At 53.9% G+C, this 25,977-nt stretch carries 22 protein-coding genes; 11 read left to right on the forward strand and 11 right to left on the reverse strand.

Annotated elements, in window-relative coordinates:
• Positions 1-27: 27 nt before the first annotated feature.
• The gene (locus H6F67_RS04605) at positions 28-324 is read left to right on the forward strand and encodes a hypothetical protein (protein WP_190763800.1); all 297 of its coding nucleotides are present in this window, start codon (positions 28-30) and stop codon (positions 322-324) included.
• Here the strand turns inward: H6F67_RS04605 and H6F67_RS04610 are convergent.
• Together H6F67_RS04610 and H6F67_RS04615 are read right to left on the reverse strand one after the other, a co-directional pair.
• Complete coding sequence (locus tag H6F67_RS04610) at positions 321-1,322, reverse strand: ABC transporter permease (protein ID WP_313926759.1); 1,002 nt, start codon at positions 1,320-1,322, stop codon at positions 321-323. The genes H6F67_RS04605 and H6F67_RS04610 overlap by 4 nt on opposite strands.
• A 143-nt stretch (positions 1,323-1,465) precedes the next feature.
• Positions 1,466-2,476 (reverse strand): ABC transporter permease, encoded by a 1,011-nt coding sequence (locus tag H6F67_RS04615; RefSeq protein ID WP_190763802.1) that lies wholly within the window; start codon positions 2,474-2,476, stop codon positions 1,466-1,468.
• Between the two features lie 154 nt (positions 2,477-2,630).
• Here H6F67_RS04615 and H6F67_RS27275 point away from each other — a divergent pair, with 154 nt between their 5' ends.
• A complete protein-coding gene (locus tag H6F67_RS27275) occupies positions 2,631-6,062 on the forward strand; it encodes a TylF/MycF/NovP-related O-methyltransferase (protein ID WP_199304239.1) in 3,432 nt (1,143 codons plus the stop codon).
• 17 nt (positions 6,063-6,079) lie between these two features.
• On the opposite strand, the gene H6F67_RS04630 is transcribed toward H6F67_RS27275, so the two are convergent.
• Positions 6,080-7,741, reverse strand: coding sequence for an ABC transporter substrate-binding protein (locus H6F67_RS04630; RefSeq protein WP_190763804.1), 1,662 nt, complete (start codon positions 7,739-7,741; stop codon positions 6,080-6,082).
• 237 nt (positions 7,742-7,978) lie between these two features.
• On the opposite strand from H6F67_RS04630, the gene H6F67_RS04635 reads away from it, so the two are divergent.
• The 4 genes from H6F67_RS04635 (at position 7,979) to H6F67_RS04650 (ending at position 13,482) form a co-directional block, all read left to right on the forward strand.
• On the forward strand, positions 7,979-9,781 hold the full coding sequence (locus tag H6F67_RS04635; protein ID WP_190763806.1) for an ABC transporter ATP-binding protein: 1,803 nt from the start codon (positions 7,979-7,981) through the stop codon (positions 9,779-9,781).
• Positions 9,781-11,328: a gamma-glutamyltransferase gene (gene ggt / locus H6F67_RS04640; RefSeq protein ID WP_190763808.1), complete on the forward strand. Its 1,548-nt coding sequence runs from the start codon at positions 9,781-9,783 to the stop codon at positions 11,326-11,328. Before H6F67_RS04635 ends, ggt begins: the two co-directional genes overlap by 1 nt.
• Positions 11,328-11,690 carry a DUF1823 family protein gene (locus tag H6F67_RS04645; RefSeq protein ID WP_190763810.1) on the forward strand — a complete coding sequence of 121 codons (363 nt, stop codon included), beginning with the start codon at positions 11,328-11,330 and terminating at the stop codon, positions 11,688-11,690. Before ggt ends, H6F67_RS04645 begins: the two co-directional genes overlap by 1 nt.
• A gap of 136 nt (positions 11,691-11,826) precedes the next feature.
• The gene (locus tag H6F67_RS04650) at positions 11,827-13,482 is read left to right on the forward strand and encodes an alpha-amylase family glycosyl hydrolase (RefSeq protein ID WP_190763812.1); all 1,656 of its coding nucleotides are present in this window, start codon (positions 11,827-11,829) and stop codon (positions 13,480-13,482) included.
• 89 nt (positions 13,483-13,571) lie between these two features.
• Here H6F67_RS04650 and H6F67_RS04655 read toward each other — a convergent pair whose 3' ends face one another.
• Together H6F67_RS04655 and H6F67_RS04660 are read right to left on the reverse strand one after the other, a co-directional pair.
• Positions 13,572-13,865, reverse strand: coding sequence for a hypothetical protein (locus tag H6F67_RS04655; RefSeq protein WP_190763815.1), 294 nt, complete (start codon positions 13,863-13,865; stop codon positions 13,572-13,574).
• Between the two features lie 59 nt (positions 13,866-13,924).
• Positions 13,925-15,331 carry an aspartate ammonia-lyase gene (locus tag H6F67_RS04660; protein WP_190763817.1) on the reverse strand — a complete coding sequence of 469 codons (1,407 nt, stop codon included), beginning with the start codon at positions 15,329-15,331 and terminating at the stop codon, positions 13,925-13,927.
• A gap of 204 nt (positions 15,332-15,535) precedes the next feature.
• Between H6F67_RS04660 and H6F67_RS04665 the strand changes: the two genes are divergently transcribed.
• The gene (locus tag H6F67_RS04665) at positions 15,536-16,360 is read left to right on the forward strand and encodes a tetratricopeptide repeat protein (protein ID WP_190763819.1); all 825 of its coding nucleotides are present in this window, start codon (positions 15,536-15,538) and stop codon (positions 16,358-16,360) included.
• Between the two features lie 45 nt (positions 16,361-16,405).
• Entirely contained in the window at positions 16,406-17,311 is a 906-nt protein-coding gene (locus H6F67_RS04670; RefSeq protein WP_190763821.1) for a cupin-like domain-containing protein, read from the forward strand.
• On the opposite strand, the gene H6F67_RS04675 is transcribed toward H6F67_RS04670, so the two are convergent.
• A complete protein-coding gene (locus H6F67_RS04675) occupies positions 17,300-17,659 on the reverse strand; it encodes a hypothetical protein (RefSeq protein ID WP_190763823.1) in 360 nt (119 codons plus the stop codon). The genes H6F67_RS04670 and H6F67_RS04675 overlap by 12 nt on opposite strands.
• A complete protein-coding gene (gene mrdA, locus H6F67_RS04680; RefSeq protein ID WP_190763825.1) occupies positions 17,656-19,452 on the reverse strand; it encodes a penicillin-binding protein 2 in 1,797 nt (598 codons plus the stop codon). The genes H6F67_RS04675 and mrdA overlap by 4 nt, the downstream gene beginning before the upstream one ends.
• 441 nt (positions 19,453-19,893) lie before the next feature.
• On the opposite strand from mrdA, the gene H6F67_RS04685 reads away from it, so the two are divergent.
• On the forward strand, positions 19,894-20,229 hold the full coding sequence (locus tag H6F67_RS04685) for an STAS domain-containing protein (protein WP_190763826.1): 336 nt from the start codon (positions 19,894-19,896) through the stop codon (positions 20,227-20,229).
• On the opposite strand, the gene H6F67_RS04690 is transcribed toward H6F67_RS04685, so the two are convergent.
• Positions 20,172-21,356: a PP2C family protein-serine/threonine phosphatase gene (locus tag H6F67_RS04690; RefSeq protein WP_190763828.1), complete on the reverse strand. Its 1,185-nt coding sequence runs from the start codon at positions 21,354-21,356 to the stop codon at positions 20,172-20,174. The genes H6F67_RS04685 and H6F67_RS04690 overlap by 58 nt on opposite strands.
• 104 nt (positions 21,357-21,460) lie before the next feature.
• Here H6F67_RS04690 and H6F67_RS04695 point away from each other — a divergent pair, with 104 nt between their 5' ends.
• The gene (locus H6F67_RS04695; RefSeq protein WP_190763830.1) at positions 21,461-21,904 is read left to right on the forward strand and encodes an ATP-binding protein; all 444 of its coding nucleotides are present in this window, start codon (positions 21,461-21,463) and stop codon (positions 21,902-21,904) included.
• Here the strand turns inward: H6F67_RS04695 and H6F67_RS04700 are convergent.
• From H6F67_RS04700 to alr, 3 genes are all read right to left on the reverse strand, one after another.
• Complete coding sequence (locus tag H6F67_RS04700) at positions 21,901-22,701, reverse strand: hypothetical protein (protein ID WP_190763833.1); 801 nt, start codon at positions 22,699-22,701, stop codon at positions 21,901-21,903. The genes H6F67_RS04695 and H6F67_RS04700 overlap by 4 nt on opposite strands.
• A 36-nt stretch (positions 22,702-22,737) precedes the next feature.
• A complete protein-coding gene (locus tag H6F67_RS04705) occupies positions 22,738-23,892 on the reverse strand; it encodes an LptF/LptG family permease (RefSeq protein ID WP_313926761.1) in 1,155 nt (384 codons plus the stop codon).
• A 143-nt stretch (positions 23,893-24,035) separates the two neighbouring features.
• On the reverse strand, positions 24,036-25,241 hold the full coding sequence (gene alr, locus H6F67_RS04710) for an alanine racemase (protein ID WP_190764007.1): 1,206 nt from the start codon (positions 25,239-25,241) through the stop codon (positions 24,036-24,038).
• Between the two features lie 133 nt (positions 25,242-25,374).
• Here alr and H6F67_RS04715 point away from each other — a divergent pair, with 133 nt between their 5' ends.
• On the forward strand, positions 25,375-25,872 hold the full coding sequence (locus tag H6F67_RS04715; RefSeq protein WP_190763836.1) for an HNH endonuclease: 498 nt from the start codon (positions 25,375-25,377) through the stop codon (positions 25,870-25,872).
• Positions 25,873-25,977 lie beyond the last annotated feature (105 nt).

A 25,977-nucleotide genomic window follows, 5' to 3' on the forward strand; every position in this document is an offset into this window, starting at 1 on the left:
GCGGGCGTTTGAAAGGTAGAGTTTGAGATGCAACCAGCAGAAGCAGATTTTCATCGAGGTTGGCTAATTGAAGTGTTCTCGCACGAACAGGGATTTCAAAGCCGTTGCTCTTCTCCTTGCTGCAAACGCTTGGCCGACGAAACGTTCTATGCCTCGGTGAGTGAAGCGATCGAAACGGCTCGAATTCAGATCAGCTATCAGATGGCCTGCGCTGAGGTTGCGCTGCTGATACGCAACCTGTATGAAGAGTACAAGCTATCAATTGACGAGTGGCAAAATATCAGTCGATCGATTGTGGAAATGGCGATCGATCCGTCGCCCTAGCGATTGCGCGGATCAAGGCCATCACGCAAGCCGTCGCCCAGCAGGTTAAACGCCAGCACAATCAGCGTAATCATCAAACCGGGAAAAATAATCGTCCAGGGAGCCGACAGCGAATAGCCATTGCGAAACGAGTCCGACAGCATCGTGCCCAACTCCGGCGTCGGTGGCTTGGCGCCTAACCCCAAAAAGCCAAGTCCCGCCGCTTCTAGCGTTGCCGTTCCCAGCGAAAGCGTCGCCTGAACGACGAGCGGAGCAAGACTGGCAGGCAGAATGTGCTTGAAGATGATGCGATTGGAAGTTGCACCAAACGCTCGTACCGTCTGGACAAAATCTTGTTCGCGCAGCGAAAGAACCATACTGCGCGTCAAGCGAATGAAAATCGGAATTTGAACAACACCGACCGCAATCATGACGCTCTGCAAACTGGCTCCGGCAATGGTGACAACCGCGATCGCCAGCAAAATTGAAGGAAACGCCAGCAAAATATCGGTTGCCCAGCCAATGACGGTATCCACCCAGCCGCGAAAATATCCAGCAATCAAGCCAAAAAACGTGCCCACGATCAATCCCAGCCCGACCGAAAGCAAACTGATCACCAGCGAAATTCGCAACCCATACCACACCAGCGTAAACACATCACGCCCCAAGCCATCCGCCCCAAACCAATGCTCCAAGCTAGGACCATCCAGCCGCGCCGTATAGTCTCGCGCCGTCGCTGGATCAAACGGTCGCAAAACCGGAGCCAACAGCGCCAGCAGAATCAGGGCGATCGTCAAAACCAAACCGATGCGGCCAGAAGTCGATCGCAAAAAATGTCGAAACACCTTTTTGAGCGAATCACGCCGCCCCTCCGCCACATCAGCAGTAGTCAGCGGTTCAGCTTGAAGCGGATTGGGAGAGATAGGTTGAGTCACAGCAGTACAGGAGGCAGAAGGGGAAACGGCTCGGACGAGGGACGCGGCGGGAAAGCCAATGCGAAGCGCTACGTTGACACCCACAGATACGCCCTTGCGTAGGGTGCAGGGAAAGGCACTCTCCCTGCTGGGGTTGGAGGTGTGGAGGAGGGGCAACGCCCCTAGCCTCCACTGGCTCGGAGATCAAGAGCGATCGCCCAGGTGAAAAGCTTGTCTGCATCGATCGCCTACTTGTACTGAATACGCGGATCAAAAAACGCATAAGACAAATCCACCAGCAAATTCACCAGCACAAACGTCACCGAAACAAACACAACACCACCCTGCACAACCGGATAATCCCGATTCAAAATGCCCTGATAGATCCACGATCCAATCCCCGGCCAAGAAAAAATCGTTTCCGTCAAAATCGCCCCGCTCAACAACGTGCCAAACTGCAATCCAATAATCGTAATCACAGGCAGGAGCGCATTCTTGAGCGCATGTTTCATAATTACCCAGCGCTCGATCAATCCTTTGGCACGAGCCGTGCGAATGTAATCTTGCGACAGCACTTCCAGCATGGCGCTGCGCGTGATGCGGGCAATGATCGCCAAGGGAATTGTGCCAAGCGCGATTGCCGGAAGCACCAGATGGGACAGCACATTTCCCAATGCCCGAAAATCAAATCGCAAAATCGAATCAAGAATAAAAAATCCGGTAATGGGTCGAAACGCATTCCCCACATCTACGCCAATTCGACCCGAAGGCGGCAACCAGCCCAAATACACCGCAAACAGATAGATCAGCAGCAGCCCCAGCCAATACACAGGCATCGACACGCCAATCAGCGAAACGCTCATCGCCGCATTATCCACCCACTTGTCCTTCTTGACAGCCGCAACGATTCCCGCTGGAACACCAATGATCACCGCAAACAGCATCGACGCCACCGCCAGCTCAAAACTCGCAGGCCAGCGCGTCCGAATTTCCTGCGACACCGGAATGCCGCTGATGATGCTGTTGCCCAAATCAAACCGCAGCAAGCCACCCAAAAACTTGAAATATTGAATCGGCAACGGTTCATTTAGCCCCAGCCGTTCGCGCAACGCTTCCACTTGTTCGGGCGTGGCGCGTTCGCCCACCATCACCAAAGCCGGATCGCCCGGAATGAAATGCAAAAACGCAAAAACCAGCAGCGTGATCCCCAGCAGCACAGGAATTAAACTCAAAAGCCGTCGAGCCGTGTATCGCAGCATTGAAGGTGAAGGGTGAGGCGGTGAATTGGCGAAAATCGGCGATCGCCCATCCAAAAAGGGGTAGCCTGAAGCGTAACCATCGATCGCCTAAGAATGTTTCGTAGGCTATCAAGAAATTACTTTCCTGTCTTATTCCCCAAGTCAGATTCCGCCCATGACCACAGGCTTCCTGACAAAGCGCATCTTGCTCTACACCGACGAACCCGGAGTCGGCGGCGTTGCCCAATACAACCACGAAATTTTGCTGGGACTGGCACAGCACGGCAACTCGGTACCGATCGGCTTTTCTGGCGGCGTCGCGCCAGAACAATATCGCGTCCTATGCGTCCAAAGCCAAGCCGACAATCCGCTGATTCACCAGCAGCAAGCAGCGGGCGTTGAGCATCACTGGCTGCCGTTTGACACGATGCAAGAATTTGAGCGGACGTTGCAGAATGCAGATGAAGCGATCGCCCACTTCCAGCAGCTTCAACCAGATTTGATTGTGTTCAGCGATGGCTGTCCTTTCTCAAATTTCGCAGCGAAGCGAGCGGCGATCGCCCTTGGAATTCCTTTTGTTGCGATCGTAGGATTTGTCACGCCTGATCTTGCTCAAGACTTTGAATTTTGCCTGCCTTTGCTGGCGGAACAGTATATCAAGGCCAAAGCGATCGTCGCCGTTTCGCAAGAAAATTTACGACTGCTGCGCCAGCATTTTCGCCTGTCGCCCAATCAAGGACAAGTAATTTATCACGGACGGCCACCCACCTATTTTTCTCCGAGAGACGAAGCAGAAAATCAACGGCTGCGCGAAGAATTGGACATCCCGAAAGAGGCGATCGTCTGCTTCACATCTGCGCGACTGGAACCGATCAAAGGCTATCAGTATCAGCTTGGGGCGATCGATCAGCTACAGCGCTCTGACCTGTATTTTGTTTGGGCAGGTGAGGGAATTTTGGAGGCGGAACTGCAAGAGGCGGCACAGCGCAACGGCAATCGCATTCGACTGTTAGGAAAACGCTGGGACATTGCCAACTGGCTGAATATTGCCGATATTTTCGTGCTTCCCTCTGAGGCGGAAGGAATGCCGCTGGCCGTGATGGAAGCAATGGCAAAAGGCATTCCGACGATCGCCACCGCAGTCAGCGGCATCCCCGAAGAACTTGGCGACACGGGAAAACTGCTGCCTGATCCCAACCTTGATCCCCAAGGCACGATCGACCAGCTTGCCCAAACGATCGCAGCTTGGGCAGACGATCGCTCGCTGCGACAGGCGATCGGTCAAGCTTGCAGGCAGCGGGCGATCGATTTGTTTCAGGCCGATCGAATGGTGCACGAAACGCTGATGGTAATCGATCGTGCCCTCTTGCCCGATGGCGATTATGTCTCACCAGGATTGGCGATCGTCCGTCCGGATGCTGCCTTTCCCCACAAAATCATTGGCAATCCAGATGCTTCGGAATGGCCGTATTTGCGCCGCACGATTGGGCACAACTGGTATGTCGATCGCCGCCAGCAGCAGGTGGGCTTTTTGAACCGCGACGAAGCCCAAATTTTGTACAACAGCGCCCTACAGTTTTGTGGCAAACCTGCGCTGGAAATTGGCTGCTGGCTGGGCTGGTCGGCTTGTCATCTTGCCCTAGCTGGCGTGGAGTTGGACGTGATCGATCCGATGCTGGGGCGATCGGATTTCTATGAGAGCGTCGATGCATCGCTGAAGGCTGCGGGTGTGCGCGATTGCGTCAATCTCGTGGCGGGCTACAGTCCCGAAGCGGTTGAAACCTTGGCCGCAGAAGGTCGCCAGTGGTCTTTGATTTTCATCGATGGGGATCACGATGCGCCTGCGCCGTTGAACGATGCGATCGCCTGCCTGCCGTTCGCCGCATCGGACGCGATGATTCTGTTTCACGATCTCGCTTCGCCCGATGTGGCCGCCGGACTCGACTATTTGAAGCAACAAGGCTGGAATACAAGGGTTTATCAAACGATGCAGATCATGGGTGTGGCGTGGCGCGGAAACGTGGAGCCGATCGATCATCAGCCCGATCCAACTGTGAACTGGCCGCTGCCTGACCATCTGCGGCACTACGAGATCAGCGGCATAGACGCGATCGACCTTGATCCCCTGTCGCAATTGCTCAGGCAAATCGCCGCCCTGCGACTGCCGCCCGTTTCGCCTGTGCTGCCCAGTTTGACGGAACGAGAGCAGTTGCGCGACTGGCTAGAGCAGGGGAAATTGGCGTATCGGCAAGACCGTCGGGAGGATGCGATCGCTGCCTTCCAATCCGCCTTGACGATCAATCCCGGATCGCGTCTTGCCCATCAGCACCTCAGCCACTTGTACTGGCAGCAAAATGATTTGCCGCGCAGTCTGCATCACCACGCGATCGCTTTGTCGGGGAATGCGATCGCAGACGGAATGCAGGGCGAGGAATTTCAAACGCTGCTTGCTGCCGTGCGTTCGTTTACGCTGCTGAGTGTCGATCGCCTGTTTTCCCTCTACTCGCTGGCAAAGCAAATTTGCCTGGATGATGTTCCCGGTGAAATCGTCGAGTGTGGCACTTGTCGAGGCGGAGCGGCGGCACTTTTGGCTGCTGTTGTGCAGCGCTACAGTTTGCGTCCGCGTCGCGTTTATGCCTTTGATACGTTTGCGGGAATGCCTGACCCAACCGAGATCGATCGCCATGAAGGAATTCCTGCCAACGAGACGGGATTTGGAGCCGGAACGCTGAAAGCGCCGATCGCGGAAAATCTCAACCTGATTTGCGAAACGCTGGGCGTTCAAGATCTGGTGATCCCCGTCGCCGGACTGTTTGCCGAAACGCTGCCTGCGACTCGATCGAGAATCGGCGCGATCGCGCTCCTACACGCAGATGGCGACTGGTACGAATCCACGCTCGACATTTTCAACACGCTCTACGATCAAATCGTTGCCGATGGTGTGATTCAGGTGGACGACTACGGCCACTGGGAAGGCTGTCGGCAGGCGATTCATGAATTTGAGCGCGATCGCTTCACTGAATTTGGGCTGCGATCGATCGACTACACCGGAGTTTGGTTCACCAAGCGCGATGCTGCCCATCCTGACTGCAACTACTGGCGGATTTGCTGGCATTGGGCGCAGTCTGCTGTTCGTCAGGGCGATCGATTGGCGGAGTCGGCAATGTCAGCCGTCCTCAAACTGATGCCCAATCTGGTGCAGGCCGATCGACTGCGCCAACTCATCGATCGACCCGATTTGACGGAATCACTGAGGCTGCGATCGATCAACTGGATCGCCTTTCCCGACTGGAACCAGCCGGAAGATGAACTGTTTGCGATGCTCAGCGAGTTGCTGCACTCGGTTTTGACGCATCCCGATTCCGCTCAACTGACGCTCTTGATCTCCACCAGCGGCGTCGATCCCGAAGAAGCTGACCTGATGATCTCCAGCGTGGCGATCGAACTGGTGAGCGAACTGGAGATCGACGACGAGCCGGAGATTACACTGTTTGGCGACCTCAGCGCGATCGAATGGCGAGTGCTTTTGCCTCAAATTGCCCAACGGGTGAGGTTGCCACAGGAAAATCAAAGCGCGATCGACCAGTCGGGGATCGATCGCGCTTAGCGGTGAGAGTTTGAGATTTACTGCTTCTCGACGCGCTCAAACGATTCGGAACCGAGCGGACTCGGTTCCCAGCCGTTGACGTTGTTGCGCTGAGCAAGGAGCGGCTGCGAGTGAACGATCGGAATTCGCACTGCTTGTTCGTGCAGCAGCTTGTCTACCTGCTGGTAGATCTGCTGACGCTGGGCAGCATCCGGGTTCTTGCGGCCATCTTCGAGCAGTTGAATCACCTTTTCGTCTTTCCAGTTGCCCAAGTCTTGCGTTGCACCAGGGCCAAAGTGAGCGTAGTAGAAGTTGTCGGGATCGCCATAGTCACCCGTCCAGCCCAGCATGAACGATTGGAATCCGGGTTCCTTGTTGCGATCGTCCAGATACGCTGCCCAGTCTTTCGTTTGCAGGTTGGCGCGAATGCCGATCGCGCTCAGGTCAGCCGCCATTGCTTCCGCGATCGGTTTCGGCGTCGGGAAGTACGGACGCGAGACGGGCATGTACCACAAATCGAGATCGAAGCCATCGGGATATCCCGCCGAGGCGAGCATTTGCTTGGCGCGATCGGGATTGTATTCATACGGCTGCAAGCTGCTGTCTTTGAAGTTGTCCAGCGAGGCAGGCAAGAAGCTGGCATCGGTTTGGCCTAAGTCGCCCCAAAAAGCCTTGACGATTTCCGGGCGGTTGATTGCCATTGCGATCGCCTGCCGCACTTCCGGCTTTGACAGCGGTTCGTAGCTAGGATTCAAAGCAAAATAGCCAACGTTGAACGAAGGGCGCTTCACGGCTTTTAGGTTCGCGTCGCCTTCGACTTCGGAAAGCTGGTCGGGCGCAAGGTCAGTGGTAAAGTCAATGCTGCCCGATCGCAGTTCTGCGAGTCGAGCGGCGGGGTCGGTGATGAACCGGAAGACCACTTGATCTTGCAGGGGCGTTCCTTCGTTCCAGTAGTTCGGATTTTTGTCGAGAACGATGCGATCGCCCGTGCGCCATTCTTTGAACACATAGGGTCCCGTTCCCACTGCGGTCGATCCTGCCGTACCGTAGCTGGCTCCGGCTTTTTGAATGGCGTCGGGGCTGGCGATGCCGAAGTAGCCAGAGGCGATCGCAGCGGGAAATGCGGCAAACGGTTCTTTGAGCTGAAATTCGATCGTGGTTGGGTCAACCACGTTGATCGCTTGCAGGGTCGATTCGGGCGTTCCCTTAAAGCCGCCAAACAAATCCGTCCAAATTTCGTAGGTTTTTCCGGCATCGCGGAAGCCCAGCGAACTTTGCGGATCCCACCAGCGTTCGACGTTCACCTTGACGGCTTCGGCGTTGAAGTCCGTTCCATCGTGAAACTTGACGCCCTCGCGCAGCTTAAAAGTCCAGGTTCGACCGTCTTCAGAAGCCGTGTATTCGCTTGCCAAGGCCGGAACAATTTCGGTCGTTCCCGGTTTGGTGTCGAGCAGGCGATCGTAAATTTGCTGCTGAACGTAAATTGAGTTACCGTCCGTAATATTTCCTGGCTCCAAGTTGACGGGTTCACCGCCAGAGCCAAACACTAGTGCTGAGGTTGCAGCAGGACTGCCGCCGCCCGCAGCGGGACTTTCCGCTGTCGGCGTTTGACTGCCGCCCGTGCAGTTTGTTAAACCGACCGTCAGCACTGCGGCAATCACCAGCAGGGCGGACTGCCATCGTTTCCACCGTATAAACATATTCGAGCTTCCTTTGATGGATGCGCTTTGAAACAATCAGATTCAAATCAAACTCTAGACAATCCCAACGGGGAATGAGTGTTGCAAAAAACAAAATCTATCTAAAGATGTATTAGAAATATGCTCAAGAAATGTTAAGCGTAAAGATTCATGTACGATCGCACACATTTACAGCTTTGGTAACAGTTTCTTGGGGCGATCGCGCTGCATACTATAAAGATTATTTCTCCTACTGCGATGAAAACCCCGATTCTTGATATTCGCAATTTGTCGGTTGAGTTTCCCAGTGAGTCCGGATTAGTGCAGGCGGTGCAAAACGTTTCGTTTAGCCTGCTGCCCGGAGAAACCGTCAGCGTGGTTGGCGAATCGGGGTCAGGAAAATCAGTTACGTCGCTGGCCGCGATGGGACTGCTACCAAAATCTGCCAGAGTGAGCGGCGAAATTTGGTATCAAAATCCAGATGGCAGACAGGTTGATTTACTAAAGCTTTCACCAGACGATCGACGCCGATATCGCGGTGGCAAACTCTCGATGATTTTTCAGGAACCAATGAGTTCTTTGAATCCCGTTTTAACCTGCGGCGATCAGGTGATTGAAGCGATTTTGCTGCATCGAGAAATGTCGCGCGAACAAGCGGCACAAGAAGCACTTTCGCTGTTTCAAGAAGTGAAATTGCCCACACCCAAAGAAATGCTCGATCGCTATCCCCATCAGCTTTCGGGCGGCCAAATTCAGCGCGTCATGATCGCAATGGCGCTATCAGGAAATCCTGCCGTTTTGATTGCCGACGAACCGACAACGGCGCTGGACGTAACGATTCAAGCGACGATTTTGCAGTTGTTGAAGGAGATTCGCGATCGCCGCGACATGGCGATTTTATTCATCACGCACGACATGGGCGTGGTAGCGGAAATTGCCGATCGCGTCGTCGTCATGTTTCGCGGCAAAGCAGTCGAAACCGCCAGAGCCTACGAATTATTTTCTGCGCCCAAACATCCTTACACGAAAGGTTTATTAAGCTGTCGTCCGCGTCCCGATCGCACTCTCAAGCGACTACCGACTGTTTCGGATTTCATGCAAATTAATACAAATTCCGCAGGCGAACAGGAAATCATCGCTAAGCCGCTTGAAGTTCAAGATGATGCCCGCTGGGAAGAAATTAGCTCGAATGAACGCTATCAGCGCTTCGAGGAATTGACGCACCAACAGCCACTTTTAGCAGTTCGTAATCTGATCAAAAGTTTTCCTGTCCGAACCGGATTATTTGGCCGCAAAAGCGAATTTCGCGCCGTTGATGATGTCAGCTTCGACATTTTTCCCGGCGAAACTTTAGGACTCGTGGGCGAATCCGGTTGCGGTAAATCAACGCTCAGCCGCGCTCTGCTCCGCCTGATTGAACCCACATCCGGCCAAATCTTTTTTGACGGCAAAGAAGTTTTAGGACTAAATGCTTCGCAACTGCGCCATCTGCGCCGCGAAATGCAAATCGTCTTTCAAAATCCCTACAGTTCAATGGATCCGCGCCAAACGATCGGATCTGCCCTGATTGAACCGATGCAGATTCACAACATTGGCGCATCCAATCAGGAACGCCATCGCCGTGCGGTCGGACTGCTCGATCGCGTTGGTCTGCCTGCCAGTGCGATGAATCGCCGTCCGCACGAATTCTCCGGTGGTCAACGTCAACGCATCAGCATCGCTCGTACTTTAGTATTACAGCCACGCTTTATCATTTGCGATGAATCTGTTTCTGCACTCGACGTTTCTGTGCAGGCTCAGGTGTTAAATTTGCTGAAAGATTTGCAGCATGAATTTGGCCTCACCTACATGTTTATTTCCCATGATTTGAGTGTTGTGAAATTTGTCAGCGATCGCATCATGGTGATGAACAAAGGCAAAATCGAAGAAATCGGCCAGTCGGATGTGATCTATTCCAATCCAACTCGCGACTACACCAAACAACTCATTCGGGCGATTCCCAAAACGCAGCTTGACGACATTCGCGATCGCCAAGTGCACCGCCTCTCAGTGGTCGAATAATGGGAACGAAGGGAGCGATCGCCGCTGGACACCCCAAAACGGTCGAAGCCGGAGTCGAAATGTTTCGCTTGGGCGGCAATGTTTTTGATGCAGTTGTTGCTGCCGTCCTTGCTTCTTGCGTGGTTGAACCAACACTCACATCGCTTGGCGGTGGCGGCTTTATGCTCGCTCACACCAGCGACAACCAAAACATTCTGTTCGACTTTTTCACCCAAACGCCAAAACACAAAAAAGACCCAAAAGAGCTTGAATTCTATCCGGCCTATGTCAATTTTGGCTCAGTCACACAAGAGTTTTTTATTGGCTTGGGATCAGTTGGTGTTCCCGGCACATTCGGCGGCTTATATTACGTTCATCAAAGATTAGGGAGACTGCCGTTTCAGGTCGTATGTGAACCTGCGATCGATTACGCTCGACAATCGATCGAACTGGCTCCTTTCCAAGCACACTGTCTCAAGATTTTAGAACCAATCTTGATGGCAACAGCGGAATCGCGACAGATTTACGCACCGAATGGAACGCTGTTGAAGGCGGGAGAGGCGATCGCCATGCCCGATATGGCTGACGCTCTAACCCTACTTTCTCAAGAAGGCGCACGTGCGTTTTATGAAGGCGAAATTGCCCAGAAAATTGTCAAAGACTGCGCGGAAAACGGCGGCTATCTAACGTTAGAAGACCTGAAAAACTATCAAGTCATTGAGCGACAACCTTTGATCGCCAGCTATCGCGGTAATACTTTATTAACGAATCCACCTCCGAGTTCTGGTGGCGCGCTCATCGCCTTTGCATTGGGCTTACTAGAGCAGATCAATCTATCAAAATTTCAGTTTGGTACGCCCGCACATTTGTACACTTTAACGCAGGTGATAGAGTTAACCAATTTGGCAAGACGTGAAGGCTATGACGCGAATCTTTACCAGCCTGATGTTGTTGAGAAATTTCTTTCAAATGATTTATTGAACCACTATGCGGTTCAGCTTCGACCATCTTTAGTGAACAAGTTGGGAAGTACAACGCATCTGAGCGCGATCGACTCTGAAGGCAACGCCGCCAGCGTTACCAGTTCCAACGGTGAAGGCTGTTCTTATGTCGTTCCGGGCACGGGAATCATGCTCAACAATATGCTAGGTGAAGCCGATTTGCATCCACAAGGCTTTCATCAGTGGCAAACGGATGTGCGCGTTTCGTCAGCAATGGCTCCGACAATGCTGCTGCGAGATATGCAGCCAGAAATCGTGTTGGGATCGAGCGGTTCCAGTCGCATTCGCAGCGCAGTTTTGCAGGTCATTTCTAATATTATCGACTTCAAAATGCCCGTCGATGCTGCCGTGAATAGTCCCCGCATTCACTGGGAAAATGGCGAGTTAAACCTGGAACCCGACTTAACGCGACTGAATTTTGATTTGCCGTTTGCAGGCGAACTGGTACGCTGGAATCAGCTTGATATGTTCTTTGGCGGCGTTCATGCCGTGTATGAATCCGAGTCTGGAGAACTGTCGGGTGCGGGCGATCGCCGCCGCAGTGGAGCCGTTGGAGTATATGAGTAATGGACCTGCCGCCGCTAACAGAAGTGACCTATTGGGCAATCTTAAAGGATGAAATCGACGACGACACCGTTAATCGATTGCTCTGGCATTATTTGGGCTATCGCTATGACGAAGCTGCCCAAAAATGGGATTTGAGCTTGGTGGATTCGGAGTGGCGATCGGATTACCCAGAGCCGCCGAACTTTATCGAAAGTCGTCCGGCGACGGTGAAGTTGACGCGATCGATCCCCAAAGAAAACAAGCAGCTATTAAAAGAAAAGCTAGGCTTTCAAGGCTACAAAGTTGATGAACTTGTGCCGCGAAAAACGCGACGGGCGACAGCAGTAAACTGGCTGCTAAGCTATCAGCAGTTGAATGGTTGAAGGGGATCGATCGCAATTTTCTCTATCTTTAGACAGAAATAATTCGCTTCTGAAAGCGTATTTATCTCTACAGAATGATGCTTCGATCGACTGGAACCCCGGAAAATCGAACCATTCCAAAGTTTAGAGAAACATAATGACAAGCTCCATCGAGTTTAATCTATTTGCTCCCTACAACAAGGCAGCTTCCCTAATTGGATCGTTCTCCGATTGGAAAGATACCCCGATGGAGAAAGGCAAAGACGGATATTTCCGCGTCAAGGTTGACCTCGAAGATGGCACCTATCAATACAAGTTTCGGGTGCAGTCGAAAAGCTGGTTTTTTGAGCCGGATCAATGGGTTGAAGTTGTCGATCCCTACGCAACGGATATTGACAACCCAACACAGAACGGCCTTGCCCACATTAAAGATGGACAGCGAATTGTTGATACCTACGTTTGGCAGCATGATGATAAACCGCTGCCTGCCGATCGCGAACTTGTGATCTATGAAATGCATGTTGGTGACTTTTCTGGCGGTGAAGATGATCCGCTAGCGCGGGGTCGCTATGAGCATGTGGTTGAAAAGTTAGATTATCTGGCGGATTTGGGCGTGAATGCGATCGAACTGATGCCCGTGAAGGAGTATCCGGGTGATTACAGTTGGGGCTACAACCCGCGCTATTTCTTTGCAACCGAATCAAGTTACGGTTCAACCGATCGCCTCAAAAATTTGATTGATGAATGCCATGCTCGCGGCATTCGCGTGATTATGGACGGGATTTTTAATCACTCGGAAGCTGAAAGTCCACTGACCCAAATCGATCACGACTATTGGTATCACCACTCGCCCCGCGACCCAGATAATAACTGGGGACCAGAATTCAACTATGAGCTTCATGATGAGAATCTAAACATTAATCCGGCCTGGAATTTCATTGGCGACACGGTGCGATTTTGGATTAATGAGTATCACATTGATGGCATTCGCTACGATGCGGCTCGGCAAATTGCCAACTATGATTTCATGCACTGGATTGTGAATGAAGCCAAGAATGCTGCGAGCATGAAGCCGTTCTACAATGTGGCCGAACATATTCCTGAAACGACCAGCATTACGAATGTTGATGGGCCAATGGATGGCTGCTGGCACGACAGTTTTTATCACTGCATTCTGGAACATATTTGCGGCGATACGTTTGATTTAGAGCGGCTCAAAGATGCGATCGATGCCAAGCGGCAAGGCTTCATGGGCACAACCAACATCGTCAACTATCTCACCAATCACGACCACGATCGCGTGTTAGCAGAACTGGGCGATCGCGGCATTTTGGATGAAGCGGCTTTCAAGCGGATTCGCCTGGGTGTAGCAATTTTGATGACAGCGATGGGTGTGCCGCTAATTTGGATGGGTGAGGAGTTTGGCGAATACAAACACAAGACGATCGAGCAGTCAAAAATCGATTGGACTCTGCTCAAGAACGACCTGAATCAAAATCTGCATGACTACTACAAAGGTCTGATCAATCTGCGTAAATCAAACCACGCGCTCTACACTGAAAATGTTGAATTCTTTCACGAAAATCCAGACGCCAAGGTGATTGCCTACACGCGCTGGAATGATGAAGGTTCAAGAGTCGTTGTGGTGGCAAACTTCTCCGATCAATATCTAGCAGGCTACACGATTCCCAACTTTCCTGCTGATGGCGTATGGCACGAATGGACGGGCAATTATGATGTCGAAGCGCAAGGTAGCAGCTTGATGATCGACCTGCCGGAATACGAAGCGAAAGTGTTTGTTTGGCAGCAGTAAAGTTCCTGAAAAAAGCGATCGATCTCCAACCCGATCGATCGCTGCTTTCACACAATTTTCCAAGCTATCGCGATACGGTTCCCGGAACGCTAGCGCGATCGCGTCATGGCGGTGACTCGTTCGGCATTGGTGAACACATCTTCACCGCGCAGATTGGCGATCGAAGGCTTCACTTCAATTTTGATCACGTTGTCGATGTTCACAAAAATGGTTTGTTCGGCCAAATTCAAAATCCACCAGTCTTTTTTGAGGATGTGACGCACTTCCAGTTGCAGCGTACTATCCGTGCCGTCGCTTTCGATCGGGGTGTTCAAATTAAACGATTCACTTTGGCCGTTCATATAGTGAAACGTGATTTGTGTGGGGACGCCTGCTTGATACATAAAAGCTCCTGTGAGATGAAATTCACTCCTAATCTACCCGGAATTGACTTGTCAACGAATTAGCGATCGGGCATTTTGCTCATCGTTTCCAGATCCAGCACGATCGCCAAATCTGCCTCGCTCATTAAGTTTTTTTCCAACACAATTTGCCGCAAAGATTTTCCGGTTTCGAGTGATTCTTTGGCAACGGCGGCGGCGTTGAGATAGCCAATGTGCGGATTCAGCGCGGTGACGAGGGCGAGCGAACCTTCGGCATAATCGCGGCAGCGATCGACTTTCACCGTGATATCGCGCAGACAGCGATCGCTCAAGGTGGCGATCGTGTTGCCCAAAATTTCGATGCTGTGAATCAAATCATAGGCAATCAGCGGCATCATCACGTTGAGTTCAAGCTGTCCGGCTTGGGCAGCAAAGGCGATCGCCGTGTCGTAGCCGATCACCTGAAAGCAGACCATTGAAGTCATTTCGGCAATCACGGGATTGTATTTTCCGGGCATGATTGACGATCCGGGCTGCACGGGCGGAAGCTGAATTTCTTTGAATCCGGTTTTGGGACCAGAATCGAGCAGGCGTAAGTCATGTGAAATCTTCACCAAATCCTGCGCCAAATTCCGCAAAGACCCGGAAACCTGCACAAACGGAGCCATGCTTTGCATTGCGGCCATCAGGTGCGGCGCAGGCTGAAGCGGTTCGCCAATCAGGTCGGATAAAATGGCGGCGACGCGATCGCAATATTGTGGATGCGTGTTCAGCCCTGTCCCTGCTGCACTGCCGCCCAATCCCAAGCGCGTCAAATCTTTGGCAGCAAACTGGATGCGATCGAGATGGTCGCGCAAAATCTGCGCCCAAGCTCGGAAGGTTTCGCCCATTCGCACGGGAACGGCATCCTGTAAATGGGTTCTGCCCGATCGCACCACATCTCGAAATTCTGCGCCTTTGGCTTCGAGCAGATCGATCGCGTTCTTCAGCGGCGGATACAGCGAATGCGCCAAGGCCAGCAGTCCGCCAATCCGAATCGCGGTCGGGATCACGTCGTTGGTGGATTGGCCGTAGTTGACGTGATCGTTGGGATTGATGCGGGCGTAGTTGCCTTTGTGGTCTCCGATCAGTTCCAAGGCGCGATTTGCCAGCACTTCATTCACGTTCATGTGGTGCGAGGTTCCGGCTCCGGCCTGATAGATATCCACCACGAACTGATCGCGCAATTTCCCCTGCAAAATTTCGTCAGCCGCCTGCACGATCGCCTCGCTGATTTCAGTCGGAATGCAGCCGAGTTCACCGTTGGCGATCGCCGTTGCCTTTTTGATCAAAACGCAGGCATCCACAAACGTCGCCAATGGCCGAATGCCGCTGACCGTGAAGTTTTCGATCGCCCGCAGAGTTTGAATGCCATAATAGGCATCGGCTGGAATCTGGCGTTCTCCCATCGAATCGCGTTCCGTGCGGCTGGCGCTGGTTTCACCCATCTTGTTCCCCTCATTTCCCTTTGCCACCTTATCTTACGGACGAACCGATCGATTCGGCTTACACTGTTTTTTAAGCTGCAAAGAAGTTCGATCGTCGGTTCGATTAAGCAAAAAATAATCGTTCATCATCGATCGACTAGACAGCCGTGAGCGGGCGATCGATGCATGGTTTCCCTTCAACCAACTCTTATTTTGGACTCAGCCATGAGCCAGCAAAACGCTCAAACCTGGTTTCAACAAGGAAATGCGCTGTACGGAGCCGGACGCTACGAGGGTGCAGTGAATCGATTTGATAAGCTGCTGAGTTTGCAGCCGGACAATTATGAAGTGTGGAGTCATCGCGGCTATTCGCTGATCGCTTTGAAAGCGTATGACGAAGCGATCGCCAGCTTTGAGCAAGCCATCCGCGCTCACAAGCGGTATGCGATCGCGTGGCATGGCAAAGGCATTGCGCTCGCCAAACAAAGCCGCTATGAAGAGGCGCTGTCGAGCTTTGCACAGGCGGTCAAGTATGACCCTGGTGATTACAAAGCTTGGTACAACCAGGGCAACGCCCAGTCTGCCCTGTATCGCCATAAAGAAGCGATCGCCAGCTTCGATCGCACCGTGGAACTCAAGCCGGACAACTACCGCGCTTGGTACAATCGGGCACTTGCCCTCGCTGCCCTGCGGCGCTATGAAGAGGCACTCACCAGCCTGGATACGGCAGTCGCAATCAAGCCAAGCTGTGATTACGCCTGGAACTATCGTGGCATTGTACTCAGCAAGCTCGATCGCTTGGAAGAATCGATCGCCAGTTTCGATCGTGCCTTGGGCTACCGCGAAGACAATCCGGGAGCTTGGTATGGCAAAGCCTGCGCTTATGCCGTGCATGGCGATGTGGAAAATGCGCTGAAAAATCTGCATCAGGCGATCGTTCTCAGTCCAAATCTCTATCGCGTCATGGCGCAAACCGATACGAGCTTTGACGAGATTCGCGACACCGACCAGTTTCGATTGCTGCTACGAGGACGGCAAGGCGTGTTCTAAAGCCTTGCTAGAATCAATTTTTTGAAACTGCATTTTGGAGGAGCTGTGTCGTTTGATCTCAAATTGAATCCGGCTGGCGTGGCTGGAATCGATCGCGTTTCCGCAAGTTCGCTGACGGCTGATCGATTTTTTGAAGCGTATCAGCGTCCCGGAATTCCCGTCATCATCACCGGACTGCTTGATGAACCCGACTGGGATCTAGATTTCTTGACCGACCAGCTTGGCGAGCAAACTTTCTCGGTGCGCTGCTACGGACGCGATCGCTACAGCCAAGACAAACGCCAATGGACAGACATCGGCAGCGGCACCAAGCCACGTCAAATGACCTTTACCGAATATGCACAGACGCTCCGCAGCGGCGAAGCAGCAGAAAAAGATATGTATCTGGCAAAATGTCCGCTGAAAACGACCGCCTTGGGCAAGCGCACCAGCTTTCGAGCCTTGCGCGATCGCTTGGGCTTGCGCTTTGCCGCGACGAATCTGAATTTGTGGGTCGGTCCCGGTGGGCATGTGGAAGCGCTGCACTATGACCCAACTGATGGAACGCTGATGCAGCTTTTTGGCGAAAAGAAACTGCTGCTGTTTCCGCCCGACCAAATTGCCAATCTCTACCCGTTTCCGATCGCCGTCCATTTGCGACATGGAACCAAGCTGCGATCGTGGTTTAGCCAAACCTATCCCAATAAGCCGGATTTTGAATCGTTTCCGAACCTTAAAATCGCCTTGGCTCATGCTCAAGAGGTGGTGCTCAAGGCGGGCGACCTGATTTTTCTACCGGTTGGCTGGTGGCACGAGGTTACGTCGCTGGGCGACGGCATGACCTGCTCAGTCAATCAGTTTTGGCATGTGTATCCTTGGGGTCGAGCACTGCGATCGGGCAACAAGTGGCGGGCGCACCTCGGCGGAGTGCTGGCCGTGCCGCAGCAGGTCAAGTCGCAGCTAGGGTTCTAGGCGAATCGAGCGACCCGTGCGATCGCTGCGTACCACAAAGCGCTGATTGCGGGCGCTCAGTTCAACTTGAAATCCCGGCGTGATCGCCTGAGCGCACATTTCGGTGGGCTGCGCTAAGCCCAAACAGGAATCCGGCCAGTTCACCGCCTCCACGCGATCGACGCGCAACTCTGCGCTTGGAATTTGCGTTTGCTCGCTGAGGTAGGTGGTGATCGAATCGATCGGGGCGGCAGGAATTTCCACTGGCGTTGTTGACTCGACGGAGGGAGAAGTGAGGGAAGGAGCAGGGCCACAGGCGATCGTCACCATGCTCAGCAAAACGACTAGCCAGCGTTTCCAGTGTTTCATGGCCGCTGGGGGGCAGAAGGCCGACCGAAGTAGGTTTTGTAGACTTCGTGGGCGATCGGCACGGCGGCAACGGCTCCGTATCCGCCATTTTCAACGACGACGGCGATCGCAATTTCCGGATTTTCGTAGGGGCCGTAGCCGACATACATCGAGTTCGATTTGCCCGTGACTTCGGCGGTTCCGGTTTTGCCTGCGGTCAGCGGAATGCTGCCGTCGTTGAGGCTGCGAGCCGTACCTGAGCGAACCACATCACGCAGACCTGCCTGAATCGTTTCGATGATGTCAGCGCGAATTCCCGTTGGCTTAGGAGCCGTTTCGGGCGTGTTGGTTTCTGACATCAGCAGGTGAGGCACAACGCGCTTGCCACCGTTGGCGATCGTCGCGGTCATCACGGCCAATTCCAGCGGCGTCGCCTGCACCAAGCCTTGCCCGATCGACATGCTGACCGTATCGCCCGTGTACCAAGGTTCGCCAAACAGTTCTTCTTTTTCTTCGGGAACCGGAATGTAGCTGTGGGTCGCGCCTTCTAAGCCCATGTCGCTAGATGTGCCGAGGCCGAGCGCCTGTCCCCACTTGGCAATTTCTTCGGGACCTGTGGTCATGCCGACGCGGTAGAAAAACGTGTTGCTGCTGACGGTGAGCGCTTTTTGAAACCCGATCGCTCCGTAGCCCGAACTGCCGTGTTCACAGAAATTCGTGCCGCCAACGTTGATGCAGGCTGCTGTGCCGACGCGAGAACTGGGTGAATAGTCGCCGGACTGCATCGCCGCCGCAGACGTGACAATTTTGAACGTGCTGCCGGGCGGATAGCCTTGCAGAGCGCGATTGAGCAGCGGACCGGTGGGGTCTTGAAGCCGCTGCCATTCAGCTTCGGTGATCCGGCGCGTAAACAGGTTGGGATCAAAGCTCGGACCGCTTGCCATCGCCAGCACTTCACCTGTTTTCACATTCAAGACGACAACGGCTCCGCGTCGCTGCCCCAGTGCCCGCTCTGCGGTCTGCTGCAAGTCCAGATCCAGCGTCATCCGCAGCGATTCACCGCTGATGGCGGGCTGTGTTCCCAGCCAGCGGAGTTCTTGGCCTCTAGCGTTGACTTCAACGCGGCGATTGCCCCAGGTCCCCAGCAGCGATCGATTCGCCAAGCGCTCGATCCCCATCTGCCCGACGATGATGCCGTTGGGATAGTGCGGATTTTCCTGGATGTCGTCCGCTGTCGCTTCGCCAATGTAGCCGAGCACATGCGCTCCCAGACTGCCGTTGGGATAGTAGCGGCTCGACTCGGCCATCACTTCTACGCCTGCAAACTGCTCGGACTGCTCGGCCAGGGCAACAAAGGCGGTCGGGCTGAGCTGCTGGCTGATTCGCACGGGCAGGGGCGAGCCGTATCCAGCCTTTTCCAGCTTGGCAATGATTTCAGCAGCAGGCACGTTCAGCAGCGGGCTGAGCTTTTCCGCTGTGGTTTGCCACTGGGCGCGATTTTGCTGGCGCGGCCAAAGGTAGACCGATCGCGTCAGGCGATTGGCCGCCAAGCGTTTGCCGTCGCGATCGGTAATTTCGCCGCGATCGGACGGAATCGGCAGCAGGCGGACGCGGTTGGCTTCGGCCAACTGGCGATTTTCCACACCATGCACGATCTGCAACTGCACCAGTCGGTAGGCAAAGCTGCCCATCGCTAGCGTCACCAGCAGCATCAGAAAAATTGAGCGGCCTAACAGCGCGTTGCGCTGCGATCGATGCACCAGCGAGGCGCTGTCGTTGCGTTTTCTGGTAAAAGAAGAAAGTCCGCTAGCCATAGCGCTTCATACGAAAGGGGTGATTCGGCAGTCGCGTGTCACTTGAAACCATCTCGCCAATCGAGACGGCCATGCATCCAGTCTGGATAATTCTATCGAGAAGCGATTGATCTGCACTAGAGCATTCTGACAAAATCACGACTTCTTGATAGGAATTTCACCGCCACCTGCTGATCTTAATCTGGACGATTTAGAATCTGCTCCTTCACTTAATCACAGCCACTCGATCGCCTTGCGGTATCACCCATCACAAAGTAGAACTTTCATTTGATTCGCCGCCGATCGATTAGAAATTCAAAACCAATTTGCCTAAACTTAAAAATAAATTGTCCTGTTTGTGTTTGAACGCGATCGATCGCACGCTCGCCGCTGACGTTTGCGGTTGCTGTCGCTTAGAGTAGTTTTGGTCAATTGATACACCCACAATCAATAGGGGATTTCATGTCGCAATCAACAGAGGCCACCGTGCAGTTTGCAGTCGTTCAGCCCAGCGGAGTGTTCGATGGATCGCAAGCAGGCAGCTTTCGCCAAGCGATCGAAGACCGCCTTGTGACGGATAAAGTAATTTTGCTTGACCTGAAAGAAGTCAACTTCATGGACAGTTCTGGACTCGGTGCGATCGTCGCTGCGCTCAAAACGGTGCGGGCATCTGGCGGTCAACTGTACTTATGTTCGCTCAATCAGCAGGTGAAAATGCTGTTTGAACTGACCAGCGTCGATCAGGTGTTTGAACTGTTTCCCGATCGTGCGGCGTTTGTTGCAGCGATCGGAGCTTGATGTGCCGAAATCGGATCGAACACGATGTGCAAGATCGAGAGATCGTCTGCAAAGGTGTCAACCTGATTGAGCCGCTGAATCTGCCGCAGTAAATCGTCGAGATCTGCTGTCTCTGGCTGCTGGGTCAGCAGATCGACGAAAGGTTCTAAGCCCCAGCCTGTGCTGGTTGTGACTTCATACACGCCATCGCTGAAGATATACAGCGAACTGTTGGGCGGCACAGTGCAGCGATCGCTGGAAAATTGAGCGTCTGGGATCATGCCGATCGGTAAGGCGGGCGTCCGCAACTGCACTGCCGATCGCGCCGAGCGATTCACCAAAATTGCAGGCGGATGTCCGGCACTGGCATAGGTGAGCTGACGCTGAACGCGATTGTAGACGCCATACCAGATTGTGAAGTATTTATCGTTTTGGCAGTGCATCGGAAAAGTTTCGTTCAGCGCTCGCAGCACGTCATGCGGCTGATAAAAATTCACGTCTGGCAGACCTTGCGATCGCAGCAAATTCAGCACCGTCACTGAAAGCAGAGCAGCTCCCAGTCCGTGCCCTGACACATCCAGCAGGTAAACCGCTAGATAGTCCGGGTCAAGCCAAAAGTAGTCAAAGCAGTCGCCGCCCAAGCGCTGAGACGGCAAGAATCGAGTATCGATCGCAACGCCATCGCGCAAGGGATTGGGCAGCAGCGATCGCACGTAGATTGCAGCTTCGGCAAATTCAGCTTCGAGCAGTTGCTTTTGGCGATCGAGGTCTTGCGTTAGCTGGTGCAGCCGCAGTCCCGATCGAACTCTGGCTTGCAGTTCGCTAATTTCGATCGGACGAGCGAGAAAATCGTCTGCGCCCGTGTCCAAGCCTTCAATTCGGTCTTCGACCGAGCCACGCGCCGTCAGCATAATGAAGAACGTGGTTGCCAAGCTGGGATCGGCTTTCACCTGTCGGCAAACTTCCAGGCCGCTCATTCCCGGCATCACCCAGTCGCACACGATCAAGGCGGGCTTGCAGCGACGCGCTTGCTCCAGTCCAGCTTGGCCGCTGTCTGCGATCGACACTTCATACCCTTGGCTGGCAAGGGCGCGTTCCAGCACCATGCGGGCAATTGGGTCATCATCAATTACAAGAATATGTGGCATGTGCGGAAGAAACGCGATCGATCACATCGGTACAATACTAAGTGAGAAATTCAGGCTGCGGTAAGGTGTCAGACGTTGTGAAATCGTAAAAAGGACTTGTGTTCTTGAAATCTTTGCAAACGGCTCGGCTGCAAATCACCTCTAACCTTGACGAGCTGTCGATCGTGCTTTCCTGGTTCGACCAGTTCTATGATCGCTCAATTCCGCAGGCAACCTGGTTTCAGTGCCAATTAGCACTTGCAGAAGGCTTCACCAACGCCGCTCGCCATGCTCACAAGTCGCTGCCGCCCACAACCCCGATCGAAATTCAGGCGGTGCGATTTGTCGATGCGATCGAACTGCAAATTTGGGATCGCGGAACTGAATTTGATTTGCAGCAAGCTCTCGCTCAACTGCCGCCCCAGGTGCCCGCAAACGCCGAAGGGGGGCGCGGACTGTTGCTGATGCAGCGCTTGTCCGACGGGCTATACTACAGCCACATTGACGATCGCAACTGCCTCAAATTGATCAAGCGCTTCACGCCGATCGAGCGATCGAGCGGTCTCTAGGGATTTGGCAGATTGACCGGACTGTTGCCGATCGGCTGCCCTGGTCTCACCTGCGGCTCCGACCCAGGTTCAAGCGGAAAAACAGGTGCAGCAGGCGCAACGCTAGACACAGGCGGTCTTGCTGCTCCAGTCCCTCCGGGTAGCGATGCGGGCAGACCGCTTGGACTGGGTGCCAGGGTGGGCGGCAAAATGTAGCCTGTGGTTCCCGGTGGCGGCGAAGTGGCAAATGGACTGGACTGGACTGTCGATCGCGGCGCAACAACAGGCGCATTTCGCGTTTGAGCTTGATTCGCGATCGCGCTACGCAGCGGGTCAGCAGGCAGCGTGGCCGGACTTGCAGGTGTGATGTCCAAATTTGGCAAGCTGGATGGAAAGCGATCGATCAGGCTGCTCGGCGCGGCTCCGGCTCGATTGGGCGACGGCAAGACAGGCGGACTGACCAAACCGAGATTAGGCTGAGATGCAGGCGTGGAATTGGGTGAAGCGATCGCTCCGGTGCGAACTAACGAACTGTCTGGAGTGGGAGATGGCTCGCTACCAACGGTCTGCGAAGCACTCGAAGGCTGTCCCAAGGTGGCTAGCGGCGCAGCGGGCGGCAAGGCAGGCGTGGATGCAGGCGTAGACGCCGGAGTGCTGATTGGTGCAGGAGGAGTGGCAGGCTGCCGCCGCCAGTAGTTCATCAGCGCCCCGCCCGAAACCAGCAAAACTGCGATCGTCCCCAACGCTTGCGGACGGTTGAGCAGGCGCAGTCGGGCTTTGAGGTAGCGCCAGCCTTGAGGCTGCTTGAGCGACGACATCAGTAGTTTTGGAGATAAAGCTGGGTTGATCTTAGCTCAGCGCGAAAACCGCATCAGCAGTAGAATTCCAGCTAGAACGCCGCAGATGTTTGGCAGCCATGCGCCCAAGAACGGAGAAATCGTTCCGGTTTCTGCGATCGCCATAGTCACCGCCGACATCAGGTAGTAGCCGAAAATCATCACGACGCTGACCGCAAAACTGGTGGCGCGATTGGCTCGCTGTGGCCTTGTGCCCAACACGCCTCCCACCAAGCCAAACGTCAAGCAGGCAAACGGCAAAGCCATTTTGTTTTGCATCCGCACGCTGAGGCGGCGCACCTTGGCATCGTCGCCGCTTTGGGCAACGAGTTCTCGATAGCGAGCGGTTTCCACAATGTTCATTTCGTCGGTGTTGCGGTCTTCACTGGCAAAATCAAGCGGCGTGCGCGGCAAGGGCAACTGCTGCTGATCGAACTTGAGAATGTTGCGAAAGGAGCCGTCGCTGGAAACGACATAGATTGTGCCGTCCACAAAGTCCCAAGTGCTGTCGGGTTCGTTCCACTGGGCAGCTTGGGCGCTGACAATTTGACTTAATCCTTCTCGCGAAAAGTCGAGGATCGTTAAGCCTTTCATCGTGCGACCGTCAAATTCTTTGGCGTAGAACAATCGCGAGAGTTCGCGCTCTTTGTCTTCGCCCTCGCCCACCGTTTGAAATTCCTGGTAGAAAATGTTTTTCTCGCGGAAGGTAGGTTTTTCTTCGCCGATCGCCCGTTCATACAGCAGCGTGGCGCGATAGTTTGCCGCAGGCACGATGAACTCGTTAAACGCGAACGTGACTCCTGTGACCACAAGGCTCAAAAACACCGCAGGCAGAATTAAACGCGCCACGCTGATGCCGCAGCCTTTAAGCGCAACCAGTTCGCTGTCGCTTGACAAGCGGCTGTAGGTCATCAAAGCCGCAAGCAGCATCGACATCGGAAAGGCATAGGCGACAAACTGCGGCAGGCGCAGCAGCAAGATTTGGGCGGCAAGTGGAAAGGTTAGCTCCGCTTCGGTGAGGCGGCGAATCAATTCAAACAGCGCTCCGACCGAAACGCCCAGCGATGAGAAAACGCCGACGCCAAACAAAAATGGCAGCAGCAGCTCGCGCAAAATATAGCCGTCCATGATCGAGACTGGCAGCCAAGACGATCGCGAGGAAACACCCATCATCACTTTTTATCCCAAATCACAGCTTCTATGCCAAATCACAGCCAACCTACACCACCGTTCACCCAGGGTCGCCTTACAAATTTAAGCTAGCGTGTGCCGGAGCGTCACTATGGCGATTTTCCTGTTCAGCATTTGCGCTGAGGTTACTTGCTGATGCTGCCCCGATCGCCCACGCCCAACTCTTCACTTCTAACGCGCATCGGCGAATTCACGCTTAGGCGCGGCAATCGATGCTTAAAGCTGCACAAAATTTCCCAGGAAATCGTGCCCAGCTTGTTTGCCCAATCGTCAGCCGTAATGCGCGATCGGCCATCTTGTCCAATCAGCGTTACGACTTCACCCTCTTGCAGATTCGGCACAGCGCTGACATCGAGCATCAATTGATCCATCGTGATCGCGCCGACCTGTGGAACCCGCACACCGCGTATCAAGACTTCCATCTGATTCGATAAGTTGCGCGGAACACCGTCGGCATAGCCGATCGCCACTGTTGCCAGCGTCATCTCGCGATCGGCCACGAACTTGTGTCCATAGCTGACGCCCGTTCCGGCTGAAATTGATTTCACCTGTGTGACTCGTGCCTTGATCTGCATGACAGGCTGAAGATCGATCGCTTGCAGATGCGGAGCCGGATGCAAACCGTAAACGGCCAGTCCGGTACGGACGAGATCGTAGTGGAGGCGGCGATCGCTCAAGGTTGCGGCAGAATTTGCCAGATGCAAGCGAGGCGGCGTAATGCCCGCCTGACGCAGAGCGGCGATCGCCCGCTCGTATCGCTGCTGCTGCCGTCGCATGATGGCCGGATCGGGATCATCTGCGGTCGCGAGGTGCGAATAGACGCTTGCTAGCTGCAAATTGGGCGATCGACTTGCCATCTGAGCAAAGGCGACTGCATCCTGCCAAGGCGCACCCAGACGCGACATTCCCGTATCAAGCTTGAGATGAACCGGAATTGGCTGCGTCAGCGTTTCCGCAAAAATCAACACCTGTTTCGGCGTGCAGATCGTTGGCTGAAGCTTCCAGCGAGCGATCGCCTTCACCTGATCCGGCGTGTTGGTTGCGCCCAGCAGCAAAATTGGCGCGTCAATTCCGGCTTCGCGCAGTTCAATTCCTTCCGGGATCGTGGCAACACCCAGCCAGCTTGCCCCGTGCCGAAGGACGGTACGAGCGATCGTTACGGCTCCGTGTCCGTAAGCGTCCGCTTTCACAACGGCCATCAGTTCGGTTTTGAGGGCAAGCAGCGATCGAATCTGCCGAACATTGTGCGCCACCGCCTGCAAATCAATTTCCACCCAGGCGCGATCGCGCCGCATCGCCTTGACGCTCGAACTCGATTCCCAACTTAACATCACACATCACTCCACACGCTCCACACCAAGCCGTAAGGCTTGCTTCTTAATATAGTGATGAGCGGTGATCTGGCAACCCCCGAAAGCCAATTTCCTGTGCTAGCATGGGCGAAACCCCTTCTCTCTACCACGCATGGGTAAGGTTCTGGTGCTAAACGCCTCCTATGAACCGCTCAATATTACGAGCTGGCGGCGTGCGGTTGTCCTGTTAATTAAGGGAAAGGCAGAGCAGGTTGAACACAACGGCAAAATTGTGTACTCCGAACTGCCTCTGCCCACTGTGATTCGGCTGCGCCACTATGTCCGAGTGCCCTACAAAGAAATTCCCCTGACTCGTCGCAACATTCTTCACCGAGACAGCCACTCCTGCCAATATTGTGGCTATGCAGGCGATGAACTGACGCTAGACCACGTGATTCCGCGATCGAGAGGCGGCGAAGATTCCTGGGAAAATATGGTGACGGCCTGCGTCCGCTGCAACGTCAAAAAAGGCAGCCGCACCCCCAAAGAAGCCAATATGCTGCTGAGGCATCCACCCCACAAGCCCTACAGCGGCCTTTACTTTGAAGTCACCAAACATATCAAGAGCGGTCTGCATCAAGAATGGCAGAAGTACGTGATCGGCAGCTAGATTTGGTTGCCGTTTCTCGATCGCTTCGATCGTTTCACTCGATTCGCATTCGGTTCTCCCCATTGGTAGAAATCGGGGATGTCCCCATGCGGGTCGTGAAGATTT

Origin of the sequence: Microcoleus sp. FACHB-1515, assembly GCF_014696105.1 — a bacterium.
Classification (GTDB): Bacteria; Cyanobacteriota; Cyanobacteriia; order Elainellales; family Elainellaceae; genus JAAUTJ01.